Raw genomic sequence first — 13,695 nt, 5'->3', positions numbered from 1 at the left:
TCGTGGTCCTCGGTCGTTCGATGGGTCAGGGGGTGCGCCAGGTGGCCAGTGCCGTGTCGCAGATCGCTTCGGCGCACCCCACATAGTCGCTCGCCCTGGGGAGGGGGCCGATGTCGGCGGACGCTCCGCAACGCTCACGGACCGCCTGCTCGAGGGTGAGGCCGCGGAGGCGGACGTCCTGCGCCGCCTCGTAGACGACGTCGTGGGCACGCTGGCGGCCCAGCGCCGGGGCGAGCGCGATCATGTAGGCCTCGGCCATGATCAGGCCGCCGTCGGCGAGCAGGTTGCGCTGCATCGCCTCGGCGTCGACGTGGAGGCCGGCGACGACCTCGGCCGCCTCGCGGAGGGCGGCGGCGGTCAGGCAGGCCACCTGCGGGATCACGTGCCACTCGACCTGCCACTCCCCGGCGGCGCGCTCGTGCCCGGCCTCGGCGGCGCGCGGGAGCGCCGTGGCCAGTGCCTGGGCCGTGACGGCGAGTCCGACCACGGCCTCCGACCCGATCGGGTTGCGCTTCTGGGGCATGGTCGACGACGCGCCGCGGTGATGGCCGGACGCCTCGGAAAGCTCACCGATCTCGGTCCGTGACAGGTCGATGACCTCGCGCGCCAGCCGGGCGGCGGTCGCGGCGAGCTGGACGCAGAGCTGTCCGAACTCCAGGACACCGTCGCGGGCCACGTGCCACGGCACGTCGCCGGCGGCGAGGCCCAGGCGCGCGGCGACGCGCGCGCGCAGGGCGGCGGCGTCGGGGCCCAGCGCGGCGGACGTCCCGCCCGCGCCGTGCAGCGACACCACGGCGATGCGCGGGAGCGCCTGGTGGAGGCGCTCGCGATGGCGGGCGAGCTGGGCGACGAACACGGCGACCTTGGCGCCGAGCGTCGTGGGGACGGCCTGCTGGGCATGGGTGCGGCCGGGCATCACGGTGCCGCGGTGGGCGGCGGTCAGCGATGCGAGCTCCTCGCCGAGTGCGTCGACGAGCTCCTGCAGGCGGCCCAGCGCGTCGCGCAGCGCGAGGGCCAGGGCGGTGTCCATGATGTCCTGGGTCGTCGCGCCGTAGTGCACGCGCTCGGGCACGGAGTCGGGGATGGCCGCCGCGACGGCCCGAACGAGGCCGAGGATGGGATAGCCGACGTTGGCCGCCTCGGACCACAGCGCGTCGCGGTCGATGGAGGTCTCGGCGGCCGCGGTCACCGCGACGGCCTCCGCGCCGGAGAGGTGGCCGAGCGCCGCCTGCTCCTCGGCGAGGGCGCATTCGACCGCCAGCCAGTCGGCGATGCTGCGCTCCTCGCTGAACACCGCGTGCATCTCGGGATCGACGTGCAGGCGCGTCAGGAGGGAGAAGGGCTCACGTGGGGCGGATGCGGTGGGCGGGAGCAACATGTTTCGGAGAGATTGACACAGGGGCCTCCAACTGTAAAGTCTCACCAACCACTAGCGGAGGCCTGGCAGGCCTTGGAGGAGACCCACGTTGACCGCACAGCGCACGCTCGTCCGCCACGGATGGGTGATCACCGTCGACCCCGAGCTCGGCGACGTCCCCGCCGGCGACATCCTGATCGAGGACGGGCGGATCGTCGCGGTCGGGCCTGACCTCGGCGTCACCGACGCCAAGGTCATCGACGCGACCGACCGGATCGTCATCCCCGGCTTCATCGACAGCCACCGCCACACGTGGCAGACCGCGCTGCGCAACATCGCCGCCGACTGGACGCTCAGCCAGTACATCACCGCCATCCTCGTGCAGCTCGGCGCCATCTACCGCCCGGAGGACACCTACATCGGCGGTCTGCTCGGCGTCCTGGAAGGGCTGGACGGCGGGATCACCACCATGCTGGACTGGTCGCACGCCCTCAACACGCCCGATCACGCCGACGCCGCGCTGGACGCGCTCGTCGAGTCGCGGGCGCGCGGCGTGCTCGCCCACGGCAACCAGAACAGCATCTGGCTCGGCCCCGCCTCGGCGGACTGGTCCGACGCCCGCCGCCTCCGCGAGGGCCGCTGCTCCTCGGAGGACGGGCTGGTCACCATGGCCATGGCCGTGCGCGGACCGGACTTCGGCAGCATCGAGGCGGCCGAGGAGGACTGGGCCGCGGCGCGCGAGCTGGGCCTGCGCATCACGGTGCACATCGGGGTCGGCGGCTTCGGGAGCCGGCACGTCGCGCTGCTCAACGACCGCGAGCTGATGGGGCCGGACACGACCTACGTGCACTGCAGCCGCCTCCACGACGACGAGCTCGCGATGATCGCCGCGACCGGCGGGACGGCCTCGGTCGCGTGTGAGGTGGAGATGCACATGGGTCACGGCTACCCACCCACCGGTCGCCTGCTCGCCGCGGGCGTGCGGCCCAGCCTGTCGATCGACGTGTGCACGGGCATCGGCGGCGACATGTTCGCCGCCATGCGGTCCACGCTGTCGATGGAGCGCGCGATGGCCAACGACGCGATGCTCAACGCCGGCGTCACCCCCGAGCGCCTGGAGGTGACGTCGCGCGACGTGCTGGAGTTCGCCACGATCCAGGGCGCCCGAGCGCTCGGGCTCGACGATCGCACCGGCAGCATCACGCCCGGCAAGGACGCCGACCTCGTGCTGCTGCGGACCGACCAGCTCAACATGTTCCCGGTCAACCACCCGGTCGCGTCGGTGGCGCTGGCGGCCAACACCTCCAACGTGGACACGGTGCTCGTTCGCGGCCAGGTGGTCAAGCGCGACGGAGAGCTCGTCGGCGTCGACCTCGCCCGCCTGCGCCGTCTCGCCGACGACTCGCGGGAGTTCCTGCTGAGCTCGGTCGGCGCCCCGCGGGACGGCGCCTGGCAGCCCGCGGCGTTCGTCGCGGGCTGACGCTGCGGACGGCGCGCGCGTACGGGCCCGCCCGCCCGCCCGCGCCCCCGCTGCGCTACCGGGGAAGGTCGTCGCGGCGCGGGACGAAGAGCTCCAGCGCGACGACGCCGGCGAGGGCGCGGGCCTCGTGCGGCAGGCCGCCGGGGATCGAGATCGTCTCGCCGGGGCCCACCTCGATGACGCCGCCCGCGGCCTCGTCGTCGAAGACCACGGCGAGGCGGCCCTCCAGCACGGTGGTGTGCTGCTCGTGCGGATGCGCGTGCCGGGGCAGGGTCGTGCCGGACGAGAGCGCGAGCCGCAGGAGCGTCACGCCGTCGCCGTGGACGACCTGGCGGTCGATCCCCGGTGCGACGCGCGTCGTCGGCATGGCGTCCCAGACGACGTAGGTCGCGCGGGGCGCCGCCAGATCGTCGGGCGTCATACGACGAAGTTGGCCAGGCCGCCGTCCACGGCGAGCACCTGACCGGTGATGTAGCTGGCCCGGTCGGACGCCAGGAACGCCACGGCATCGGCCACCTGGTCGGGCTCGGCCCAGCCGTCGCAGCGGACGCCGAGGCGCTCGGCCATGTCGGCCATGAACTGGTCGCCGTCGATGCCCTGCTCGGCCCCGAGGCGCTCGGCGTTGGCGACCCACGCGTCGGTGCGGATGAGCCCGGGGGAGACGCAGTTGACCCGGACGCCGCGTGCCGACAGCTCCTGGGCCAGGTAGCTGGTCAGCGCGAAGATCGCGGCGTTGGCCATGCCGCTGGCCGACGAGTGGGGCAGCAGCGACCGCCCCGAGATGCCGCCGACGTTGATGACCCGTCCGGTGCCGTCGTCGGGGAAGTGCGGCATGGCGGCGCGCGCGATCCGCAGCATGCCCATGGTCTTGACGTCGAAGGTCTCCATCCACTTGCGGTCGTCGGAGCCCTCGACCTTGCCGCCCTGGAGGATCGGGCCGGCGTTGTTGACGACGATGTGCAGCGCGCCGAAGCGCTCCACGACGCGCGACACGGCCGCCTCGGCCTGCTCGGGCTCCTTGAGGTCGCCGGGCACCGCGAGCACCGCGCCGGAGCCGTCCCCCTCGTCGCGCAGTCGCTGCGCCGCCGCCTCCAGCTGGCCGGCGTCCCGCGCCAGGATCGCCACGTTGGCGCCCTCGCGGCGCAGCAGTTGCGCGACGGCGTAGCCGATGCCCTTCGATCCGCCGGTCACCAGCGCGGTACGGCCGTTCAAGCCGAGGTCCATGTGCGTTCTCCTCTGCGGCCTGCGACGCAGGCTCGTCGGTTGCAAGGTTCCCTCGGCGCTCGGCCTGCGGGGCGCGGGCGATCCCGCGAGTGGTCGATCAGCTCCATGGGTCGACGACGATCTTGCCGTGCGCTGCGCCGGAGGCGATCGCGTGCAGACCATCGGGCACGAGCGCGTCCAGGCCGATCAGGCGGTCGCATACCGCGTCACCCAGCCGCCCGTCGGCGAGCAGCTCCAGCGCGCCGGGCAGGTCGTCGGCCAGCACGTGGGCCATCGAGCTGCGCACGTCGATCTCGCGCAGCGTGAGCTCGAGGAGGTCCATCGCGACCGGCTGCTTCTGCAGCCCGATGATCACCACCACGCCACCGCGCCGCGTCAGGGCGATCGCGGTCGCCGGCCCGCCCGCGCCACCCGAGGCCTCGAGCGCCACGTCGGCGCCGCGGCCGCCCGTCAGCTCGAGGACCGTCGCGGCCGGATCGTCGTGCCGCGCGTCGACGACGTCGGTCGCGCCGAGGCGCAGCGCGAGCTCGAGCCTCCCGGGGTCGATGTCGATGGCCACGATCCGTCCGGCGCCGCGTCCGGCGGCGGCGGCCACCACGAAGGCTCCGATGCCGCCGACGCCGATCACGGCCACGCCGGCACCGCGGGCGACCCCGCCGCGGGCCACGGCGTGGATGCCGACGGCCAGCGGCTGGGCGAGCGCCGCGTGGTCGTGCGAGCAGGACGCGGGCACCGCAAGGCAGGTCGACGCCGGAACGCGGACGCGCTCGGCCAGGCCCCCGTGGGCGTGGAGGCCGATCGTGAAGTACCGGGCGCAGAGGTTCGTGCGTCCCGCCAGGCACCACGAGCAGCTCCCGCACGACACGCCGGCGCCGCTGACCACGCGATCGCCGACGCGCAGCCCGGCCACGTCGTCGCCCACCGCGTCGACGACGCCGACGAACTCGTGGCCGAGGATCAGCGGGCCGAGGTGCCCGCTGACCGGATGACGGCGCTGCAGCGGCACGAGGACCGGCCCATGGAGGTACTCGGCGCAGTCGGTCCCGCAGATCGCGGCGCGCAGCACGGTGAGGACGACCTCGCCGGGGCCCGGCGCGCCGGGCGCGTCGACGCGCTCGATGCGCACGTCGCCCGGCCCGTGGAACACCGCGGCGCGCATGGCGCCGGCGCTCATGCGGCCGCCTCGGCGCCGACCAGCGCGGTGGTCCGCAGGCGCGCGAAGGCGCACGCGGCGATCAGGACCAGCCCGCCCGGCAGCCAGTACTGCCATTCCTGGCCCAGGTGGAGGAAGGTGATGGCGTTGAGGACCTGGGTCGTGAGCAGCGCGCCGAGCATCGCACCGACGTAGGAGCCCCGGCCACCGTAGATGCTCGCTCCGCCCAGGACCACGGCGGCGACGCTCGACAGCGTGTACGCCCCGCCGACGCCGGGGTCGCCCAGGCCCACCTGGCCCGCGAGCAGGATGCCCGCCAGCGTGGCGAACAGGGCGCAGAGCACGTAGGCGGCCATGACGGTGCGCCCGACGGGCACGCCGATCCGGTGGGCCGAGGCCTCGTCGGACCCGACGGCGCGCAGGGCCAGCCCGAAGCCCGTCCGGCGCAGCACGAGCTCGCAGGCCACGGCCACCGCGATCGCGACGAGGAACGCGATCGGCACGCCGAGCACGGTCTGCTGGATGCCGGTCATGAACGCGCTGTCGAACACTCCGTCGGGGCTCGGGCGCAGGAGCAGCGCGATGCCGGCCAGGATCGTCAGCGTCGCGACGGTGGTGATGATCGGCGAGATGCGTGCCAGGCGCACGAGCGCGGCGTTGACGGCCCCGACGACGAGCCCCGCTCCGAGCGCCACGGCGACGCCCGCCGCGATCGCGCCCGCTCCGCTCTTGGACAGCAGGAACGACAACAACACCACGGTGAGCGCCATCATCGCGCCGACCGAGAGGTCGATCCCGCCCGTGAGCAGGACGGTGAGCTGTCCGAGCGAGACGAACACGAGCGCCGCCGCCAGGAACAGCATGCTCTGCAGGTTGACGGCGGAGAGGTACGACGCGTCCGACGACGCCGTGTAGGCGCCCAGCAGCGCGACGACCGCCAGCAGCACTGCCGTGGGCGCGTGGTCGCTGCGCGCCAGGTGGCGCAGGCTGCCGCGGGTCCGCGGTCGCGGAGCGGCGTCGGCGGTGCTCGCGCGGGCCTGCGACGAGGCGACCGACGTCCGGGTGATCGCCTCCTCGGTGATCGCGTCGCCGTCCAGCGTCGCGATGAGATGGCCTCGGGAGAACACGGCCACGCGGTCGCACAGGCCCTCGAGCTCCACCGCGTCGGAGGACAGCACCACGACGCCCTTGCCCGAGTCGGCCAGCTCGCGCAGCAGCCGGTAGATCTCGGCGCGGGCCCCGGGGTCGACGCCCTGCGTCGGCTCGTCGCACAGCAGGACGGTGGGCGCGCTGAGCAGGGTGCGTGCGAACACGACCTTCTGCTGGTTGCCGCCCGACAGCGTCGTGACGCCCGTCTCGGGCGACGCCGCCTTGACCGCGACGGCGGCCAGGCCGTCGCGCACCTCCGCGTGCTCGGCCGGCCGGCTGAGGACGCCCGCGCGCGCGAAGCGCCCGAGCGACGAGGCCGCCGCGTTCTCGCGGACCGACAGACCGGCGAAGAGCCCCTCGCGGGCCCGGTCGGCGGGGATGTAGAGCACCCCGGCGGCCCGCGCCGTCGCGACGTCGGCGACCACGGTCGGGCCCGACGGGCCGGCGACGGCCACACGCCCGTCGTGAGACTCGAGCCCGCCGAGCGCCCGCATGACCTGCCGCTGCCCGTTGCCCTCGGCCCCGGCCAGGCCGAGGATCTCCCGGGCCCGCACCGTGAAGCTGACGTCGTGGCAGCTCGCGTTGGAGAGCCCCTCGACGTCGAGCAGGCCGGGCCGCTCGTCGCCGGAGGTCGCCTTGGCCGGGAAGACGGCCGACAGCTCACGGCCGACGATGCGGTGCAGGATCTCGTCCTCGGAGACGCCGGCGGCCGGGAACGTCCCGCGGCTCTCCCCGTTGCGCAGCACGGTGATGCGGTCGGCGATCCGCATGACCTCCGGGATCCGGTGCGAGATGTAGACGATCGCCGTCCCGCGCCGCTGGAACTCGCCGACCTGGGCGAAGAGCCGCTCGACCTCGGCGGCGTTCAGCGCCGCGGTGGGCTCGTCGAGGATCAGCACCTTGGGGTTCAAGGCCATGGCCTTGGCGATCTCGACCATCTGGCGCTCGGCGACCGTGAGGTCCTCGCCGCGCAGCGCCGGGTCGATGTCGGCCTCGATGAGCGCCAGGTGCTCCGCCGCCCAGGCGACGGCGGCCCCGAGCCGGGGCCGCCGTCGACGCGGCAGGACCAGCGCCATGTTCTCGGCCACCGTGAGGTGGTCGACGACGGCCGGATGCTGGTAGACGACCGCGACGCCGAGGTCACGCGCCGCCGACGGCGACGGGTCGAGCCCGACGCCGCCGATGAGCACGTGCCCGGAGTCGGGCGCGAGCGCTCCCGCGGCGATGGCCATCAGCGTGGACTTCCCAGCGCCGTTCTCCCCGAGAAGCGCGTGGACTTCGCCTTCGACCACCTCGAAGCTGACGCCGCGCAGGGCGCGGACGCCGCCGAACGACCGGCGGACGTCCTCGAGCTTCAGCACGGGAGCGCTCATCGCGTCACTCCGCTCCGGCCGCGGCGCCCGTCAACCCGTTGAGCGTCTCCTGCGACAGCAGGTCGTTGGACATGTAGGCGTCGGGCGGGCGCGTGGAGTCGCAGTGGGGTGCGAGGTCCCCGCCGGCCACCGAGTCCTCGAACAGCGGCAGCGAGATGATGGACTTCTCGTCGTTGGCGATGCCGTTGACGGCGGCCACGGCCTTGCGCACGGCGAGGCGGCCCATCCAGTTGCGGCCCGAGATCGTGGCGAGCTCGAAGCTGTCGCTCGTGCCGTCCTCGGCCTTCCACGAGCAGGCGACCTGGTTCGCCTCGAGCGTCGCGACGGGCGGGATCGGACGGCCGGCGGCCTTGAGCACCTTCACGACGGCGGCGCTGGACTGGCCGTCGCCCATGAGGATGCCGTCGATCTTCGGGTACCGGGTCAGCAGACCCGACATCACCTTCTGGCTCTGCGCCGGATCCCAGTTCGTGACGGGCCACGAGTCGGGGTTCGTGCCGGTGACGAGCTTGATCTTCGGGTACTGCTTGAAGGTCTCGATCACTCCGGCTCGCTCGCCCTTGTCGACCGCGTTGCCGGCCGGGCCGCCCAGGTAGATGACGTTGCCCTGCTCCTTCATGCTCTTGGCCAGCCACGTCGCCCAGGTGCGCCCTGCAGCGGTGGGGTCCCAGTCGACGTAGGTGACGTAGTCCTTGCCCGGCGTGCCGCCCGGGTTCGACCCCCACGGGACGACCTTGACGCCGTGCGCGGTTGCGGTGCGGATGCCGGCCAGCTCAGCCGGGCCACCGGCGTCGGGGATGATCACGATCGCGTTGGCGCCCTGGGCCACGAGGCTGTTGGTCCCCGAGATCGCCTTCTGGAGGTCGAAGCCCGCGTTGACCACGATGGTCTTCTTGATCGCGGGGCACTTCTTGGCCTCGAGCTGGATCTGCTGCAGCGAGGACTTCGACCAGCCGTTGAGGCCGCCGCCGTCCTGGATGCCCAGCGTGATCGGCTTGGTGCCGCACCACGGCGTCGTGCCACCAGCGGGCTTGGCCGCGGTGGTGGAGGCCGCGCCCCCAGCATCGGAGCCGGCGTTGGATGCGGTGGATCCGCACGCGGCGAGGGCCAGCGAGCACATCGCGGCCGCCGCCAATGACACACGCGGCGCGAGGCCGCGCGTCGATTCGACGTTCATTTGATCTCCTCCTGCACGAGCGGGGCGGACGCCCCACGGGTTGGTTGCGGCGACGCGGCCGATGGCCGCGCTCCCGGCTGGGCGCCGCCGGCGCCCGCGGAACGTCCAGGTCCCGAGCGCAGCACGCGCGCCCAGGGCACGTTGCGCAGGCCCATGCCGAGCGCGACGATGGACCCCTGGATCAGGTTCTGGACGGCGCTGTCGGATCCGCTGGCCAGAAGGACCTGGTCGAGCTGGCTGAGGAACAGCGCGCCGACGGCGGTCGCCACCACGCTGCCCCGGCCACCGGCCAGCGACGTGCCGCCGAGCACCACCGCCGCGATCGTCGGCAGCAGGTAGGGGTTGCCGGCGAACAGGCTCGGGGCCGAGGTCAGGCTGGCGAGCAGCACGCCGGCCGCGGCGTAGCAGAGGCTCGCGGCGACGTAGGCGCCGAGCTGGTAGCGCGCCACCGCGATCCCGGCCACCCGCGCGGCCGCCGGGTTGGCGCCGACGAGCTCGAAGCGGCGGCCGGCCACGGTCTTGTGCATCAACCACGACACCGTCCCGACGAGCGCGACCGCGAGCAGGGCGAGCACGGGAACGCCCGCCACCGTGCGGTCGCCGAAGCGCGACAGGTTGGCCGGCACGGTGTTGGCGATGCTGCCGCCGGTGATCTTGATCACGGCGCCGAGCGCGAGCGCGTTGACGCCGAGCGTGGCCACCAGGGGCGTGACGCCCATGCGCGTGACGAGCAGCCCGATGACCACGCCGCAGGCCGCGGCGGCCAGGGCCACGACGAGCAGCGCGAGGGCCAGCCGGTCGGAGTTGCCGTGGGGAACGCGGGTCACCAGCGCCGCGGCGAGCGACATCGTGCCCGGCACGGAGAGGTCCAGCCCGCGCTGCTGGACGACGAGCGTCTGCCCGACCGCCGCGATGGCGAGGATGCCGGCGAACGGCAGCATCGCCTTCAGCGCGCTGGCGCCCACGCTGCCCGAGGCCAGCGCGGGGCTGACGGCGAACAGCAGCACGGCAGCGGCCCAGATCGCGGTGAACGGGCCGGGCTGAGCGCGGCGACGCAGACCGTCCGCCAGGCGGCGGGAAGTCGTCTCCTCCATGACGAGTTTGTAACACCACGAGAAACGTAATGTCAACTAGGAATAAACGATTCGTCTCGACACACGAGACAAATGAGGCCCCGCGCTACGGCACGTAGGGCGCCGGAATCCAGGTCCCGCCGCAGCAGGCGTCCGCGATCGAGGGCTGATGGCGGGCCTCGCCGAGCAGGTGGTCGCGGCTCGCCTCGGCCCGGCGCCGCAGCGCCGGCTGGTCGACGCCCACCAGACGGCCGTCGCGCTTGACCGCACGGCCGCGCACGAGCACGTGCTCCACCAGCCCGGGGTGGGCGTCGTAGACCAGCGCCGCGTACGGGTGGTTGAGCGGCGTCAGCGCGAGATCGTCGGCGCGCACCACGATGACGTCGGCGTCCTTGCCCGGGGTCAGGCTGCCGATGCGATGCTCCAGCCCGACCGCTCGGGCGCCCTCGACGGTCGCGAACTCCACCACGTCGCGGCAGGTGACCCGGAGCGCGTCGACGGTGGTGCCGGCCGCGTCCGCGGCGGCGTGGTCCAGCGCTCGCTGCACGCCGATCGTCGTGCGCATGACGCCGAACATGTGGCCCCCGTTGGACGAGCACACGTCGATCGACAGGCTCGGTCGCAGGCCCGCGTCCAGCAGCCGCCCGGTGGCCGGCCAGCCGTGCCCCATCTGCATCTCGACGTCGGCCGCGACGGAGGCGGTGCCGCCGCTGTCGGCGATCATCGCGATCTCGTCGTCGCCCAGCGTGTTGCAGTGCACGTACGTGACGTCGGGCCCCATGAGGCCCACGTCGCGCAGCCACGCGACGGGCCGGCTCTTGCCCCAGTCGCCGTCGCCGACGTGGACGGTGACGCGCACGCCGAGCTCGCGGGCCAGGCGGTAGTCGTCGGTGGTGACGTCCTTGGTCGCGAACTGCGGCCCGCGCAGGGCCATCGCCATGGTCACCAGCTGGTCGTCGCTGGAGAAGTGCTCGGTCCGGATCCGCCGCGCGTCGGCGGGATGCGGCACGTCGCTGGGCACCTGGTACTGCGCGGCTCCGCCGCCGTGGGCGAAGACGGCGCGCGCCCCCGACTCCCGGAGTCCGGCGATCGCGGCGTCCGCGTGGTCGGGCGTGTTGAGGTTGTGCGACCAGTCGAGCAGCGTCGTGATGCCCGAGTCCAGCGCCTCCAACGTGCCGAGCAGGTTGGCGGTCTGGGTGTCCTCCGGGCGAAACAGCCCGCTGAGGCCGGCGTGCAGGCCGGTGAAGTAGTGCGCCAGCGTCCAGTCCGACGCGAGGTTGCGCAGCGACGCCTGCCACGTGTGCCGGTGGGTGTCGACGAACCCCGGGAGGACGATCGCGTCGCGCGCGTCGATCACGGTCGCCCCCTCGGCCTCCAGCCCGACGCCGACCGCCGCGATGCGGCCGTCCTGCACGAGGACGTCGCCCTGCTCGAGGTCGCCGATCGCGCGATCCATCGTGAGCACCGTGCCACCGGTGATCAAGACCCGTTCCATCTGCATGCATCGCTCCCTGTCGCTCTCCCTGAGATGCCGGCCCAGCTCCAGGCCACCGGCCGTGTGGTCTACATTGACACTCGGCATCACCGATGTAAAGTGAGGCGAATCACCTGGCTGCAGGTGCTGATACGGCGAACGAGAGGGGACAGGACATGGGCCACACCTACGGGCTCAACGCGGTCGACTGGGAGCAGCGCCTCGACACCGACGCCTTGCGCACGGGCCGGCTGGCCCGCGCCAAGCAGGCGCTCGAGGACTCCGAGCTCGGGGCGCTCCTCCTCTTCGACATGGCGAACATCCGCTACGTCACGTCCACGACGATCGGCATCTGGGCGAGTGACAAGCTGGCCCGGTTCGCCCTGCTGCCACGCGGCGGCGATCCGCTGATGTGGGACTTCGGATCCGCCGCGCGCCACCACGAGCTCTACTGCCCGTGGATCAGCGACGACACGTCGGCGGGCATCTCGACGATGCGCGGCGCCTTCTCGCCGGAGTCCGGTCGCGCCCAGGACGTCGCCGAGAAGATCCGCCGCGAGCTCGACGCCCGCGGCCTCGCGGGGACGACGATCGGCATCGACGCGATCGAGCCCGAGGTGCTGTTCGCGCTGCAGGCGGCCGGGCTGAAGCTCGCCGACGGCCAGCAGCTGATGCAGCGCGCCCGCTCGATCAAGACGCCCCAGGAGATCATCGCCCTGGACACCGCCTGCATGATGGTCGACGCCGCCTACGACGAGCTGTACCGGGCGCTCAAGCCCGGCATGCGGGAGAACGAATGCGTCGGCCTGGTCAGCAAGGTCCTCTACGACCTCGGCAGCGAGCACGTCGAGGGCGTCAACGCGATCTCCGGCGAGCGCTGCAGCCCGCACCCGCACATCTTCTCCGATCGCGCGCTGCGTCCCGGCGATCCGGCGTACTTCGACATCATCCACAGCTATCTCGGCTACCGGACGTGCTACTACCGCACGTTCGTGGTCGGCTCGGGCTCGCGCGCGCAGGCCGACGCCTACCGGCGCTGCCGCGACATCCTCGACCAGGCGATCGCCCTGATCCGTCCCGGGCGCACGACCGCCGAGATCGCCGCGTCCTTCCCGCGCGCCGAGGAGTTCGGCTTCCCCAACGAGGAGGCGGCATTCGCGCTGCAGTTCGGGCACGGCGTCGGCCTCGGCGTCTGGGAGAAGCCGATCATCAGCCGCCTGGTGTCGCTCGACCATCCCGAGACGCTCGAAGAGGGCATGGTGTTCGCCATCGAGACGTTCTGGCCCGCGACCGACGGCTGGTCGGCCGCGCGCATCGAGGAGCAGCTGGTCGTGACCGCCGACGGCTGCGAGATCATCACGCGCTTCCCGGCGGAGGAGCTCATGGTCGCCGGCCCGACGAACTACTTCACGGTGAAGGGCGCGCTGCCGACCATGCGCGACACGCAGTCCCACCTCAATCGCGTGGTCGCTCCGAGCACCGACGGTCCTGGGCTCCTGACGGGCGCCTAGCCTAGACTCCGAGGAGTGGCTCTCGATGCGGACAAGCCGGCGGGGGAGCGGCGTGAAGAGGTCATGCTCACGCCGGAGATCGGCGACCGCCTGCGGCGCGCCCGCGAGGCGCGCGGGCTCGGGGTGCGGGCCCTGTCGCGCCTGATCGGCGTCTCGGGCAGCACCGTCTCCCAGATCGAGCTCGGCAACGTGATGCCGTCCGTGGCGACGCTCTACCGGCTCGTGTCCACGCTGGAGATCTCGATGGACGATCTCTTCTCGGTGCCGCCGGCAGCGGGCACCGAGGACGGCGGCGTGCCCGGCCCGCCGCCCGAGCAGCAGGGCAAGGACCCGGTGCAGCGCCGCGAAGGCCGGCCGAGCCTGAAGCTGGCGTCCGGCGTGGTGTGGGAGCGGCTGAGCAACGTCGCCAACCCCAACGTCGAGTTCATCTGGAGCACCTACGACCCGCACGGCGAGTCGTGTCCTCCCGACGGGCTCATGCGCCACGGCGGCACCGAGTTCGGCTACGTCCAGAGCGGACGGCTGGGCGTGACGATCGGCTTCCGCACCTACGAGCTCGATGCCGGCGACTCCATCTCCTTCAACTCCACCGAGCCGCACCGGCTGTTCGCGCTCGGAGACGACTCGGCAGAGGTGCTCTGGGTTATCGTCGGCCGCTACGGCGACGCGCGCGAGCTGCCGCCGGCGCCCGAAGGCTGACCCGGCGGCGGGGCCTTAGGAGCGT

Annotated in this window: 11 protein-coding genes; 3 read left to right on the top strand and 8 right to left on the bottom strand. The window is 73.0% G+C overall.

The annotated features are described in order from the left end of the window. Positions 1-25: 25 nt before the first annotated feature. Positions 26-1,378, bottom strand: a complete 1,353-nt coding sequence (locus tag VK501_RS10090; protein ID WP_324337206.1) for a lyase family protein — start codon at positions 1,376-1,378, stop codon at positions 26-28. A gap of 88 nt (positions 1,379-1,466) precedes the next feature. Here VK501_RS10090 and VK501_RS10085 point away from each other — a divergent pair, with 88 nt between their 5' ends. Continuing rightward, positions 1,467-2,837 (top strand): amidohydrolase family protein, encoded by a 1,371-nt coding sequence (locus VK501_RS10085; protein WP_324337204.1) that lies wholly within the window; start codon positions 1,467-1,469, stop codon positions 2,835-2,837. 55 nt (positions 2,838-2,892) lie between these two features. Here VK501_RS10085 and VK501_RS10080 read toward each other — a convergent pair whose 3' ends face one another. The 7 genes from VK501_RS10080 to VK501_RS10050 form a co-directional block, all read right to left on the bottom strand. After that, positions 2,893-3,258: a cupin domain-containing protein gene (locus VK501_RS10080; RefSeq protein ID WP_324337202.1), complete on the bottom strand. Its 366-nt coding sequence runs from the start codon at positions 3,256-3,258 to the stop codon at positions 2,893-2,895. Then, a complete protein-coding gene (locus VK501_RS10075) occupies positions 3,255-4,061 on the bottom strand; it encodes an SDR family NAD(P)-dependent oxidoreductase (RefSeq protein WP_324337201.1) in 807 nt (268 codons plus the stop codon). Before VK501_RS10075 ends, VK501_RS10080 begins: the two co-directional genes overlap by 4 nt. 97 nt (positions 4,062-4,158) lie before the next feature. Then, a complete protein-coding gene (locus tag VK501_RS10070) occupies positions 4,159-5,235 on the bottom strand; it encodes a zinc-dependent alcohol dehydrogenase (protein WP_324337199.1) in 1,077 nt (358 codons plus the stop codon). Further along, positions 5,232-7,736, bottom strand: coding sequence for an ATP-binding cassette domain-containing protein (locus VK501_RS10065; RefSeq protein ID WP_324337197.1), 2,505 nt, complete (start codon positions 7,734-7,736; stop codon positions 5,232-5,234). Before VK501_RS10065 ends, VK501_RS10070 begins: the two co-directional genes overlap by 4 nt. A 4-nt stretch (positions 7,737-7,740) precedes the next feature. Next, positions 7,741-8,913, bottom strand: coding sequence for a substrate-binding domain-containing protein (locus VK501_RS10060; protein WP_324337195.1), 1,173 nt, complete (start codon positions 8,911-8,913; stop codon positions 7,741-7,743). Next, the gene (locus VK501_RS10055) at positions 8,910-10,007 is read right to left on the bottom strand and encodes an ABC transporter permease (RefSeq protein WP_324337193.1); all 1,098 of its coding nucleotides are present in this window, start codon (positions 10,005-10,007) and stop codon (positions 8,910-8,912) included. The genes VK501_RS10060 and VK501_RS10055 overlap by 4 nt, the downstream gene beginning before the upstream one ends. An 85-nt stretch (positions 10,008-10,092) precedes the next feature. Next, the gene (locus VK501_RS10050; protein ID WP_324337191.1) at positions 10,093-11,481 is read right to left on the bottom strand and encodes an amidohydrolase family protein; all 1,389 of its coding nucleotides are present in this window, start codon (positions 11,479-11,481) and stop codon (positions 10,093-10,095) included. Positions 11,482-11,636: 155 nt separating this feature from the next. Between VK501_RS10050 and VK501_RS10045 the strand changes: the two genes are divergently transcribed. Together VK501_RS10045 and VK501_RS10040 are read left to right on the top strand one after the other, a co-directional pair. Further along, a complete protein-coding gene (locus tag VK501_RS10045) occupies positions 11,637-12,971 on the top strand; it encodes a Xaa-Pro peptidase family protein (protein ID WP_324337189.1) in 1,335 nt (444 codons plus the stop codon). A gap of 15 nt (positions 12,972-12,986) precedes the next feature. Beyond that, the gene (locus VK501_RS10040; protein WP_324337187.1) at positions 12,987-13,670 is read left to right on the top strand and encodes a helix-turn-helix domain-containing protein; all 684 of its coding nucleotides are present in this window, start codon (positions 12,987-12,989) and stop codon (positions 13,668-13,670) included. Positions 13,671-13,695 lie beyond the last annotated feature (25 nt).

This window comes from Baekduia sp. (genome assembly GCF_035318805.1).
Taxonomy (GTDB): Bacteria; Actinomycetota; Thermoleophilia; order Solirubrobacterales; family Solirubrobacteraceae; genus Baekduia.
This window is presented reverse-complemented; position numbering and strand designations above follow the sequence as displayed.

Bases quoted from the DNA above. Each gene is read 5' to 3' on its own strand.
- VK501_RS10080 (WP_324337202.1), bottom strand. From the start codon at position 3,258: ATGACGCCCGACGATCTGGCGGCGCCCCGCGCGACCTACGTCGTCTGG.
- VK501_RS10045 (WP_324337189.1), top strand. From the start codon at position 11,637: ATGGGCCACACCTACGGGCTCAACGCGGTCGACTGGGAGCAGCGCCTC.
- VK501_RS10060 (WP_324337195.1), bottom strand. From the start codon at position 8,913: ATGAACGTCGAATCGACGCGCGGCCTCGCGCCGCGTGTGTCATTGGCG.
- VK501_RS10065 (WP_324337197.1), bottom strand. From the start codon at position 7,736: ATGAGCGCTCCCGTGCTGAAGCTCGAGGACGTCCGCCGGTCGTTCGGC.
- VK501_RS10050 (WP_324337191.1), bottom strand. From the start codon at position 11,481: ATGGAACGGGTCTTGATCACCGGTGGCACGGTGCTCACGATGGATCGC.
- VK501_RS10055 (WP_324337193.1), bottom strand. From the start codon at position 10,007: ATGGAGGAGACGACTTCCCGCCGCCTGGCGGACGGTCTGCGTCGCCGC.
- VK501_RS10090 (WP_324337206.1), bottom strand. From the start codon at position 1,378: ATGTTGCTCCCGCCCACCGCATCCGCCCCACGTGAGCCCTTCTCCCTC.
- VK501_RS10070 (WP_324337199.1), bottom strand. From the start codon at position 5,235: ATGAGCGCCGGCGCCATGCGCGCCGCGGTGTTCCACGGGCCGGGCGAC.
- VK501_RS10075 (WP_324337201.1), bottom strand. From the start codon at position 4,061: ATGGACCTCGGCTTGAACGGCCGTACCGCGCTGGTGACCGGCGGATCG.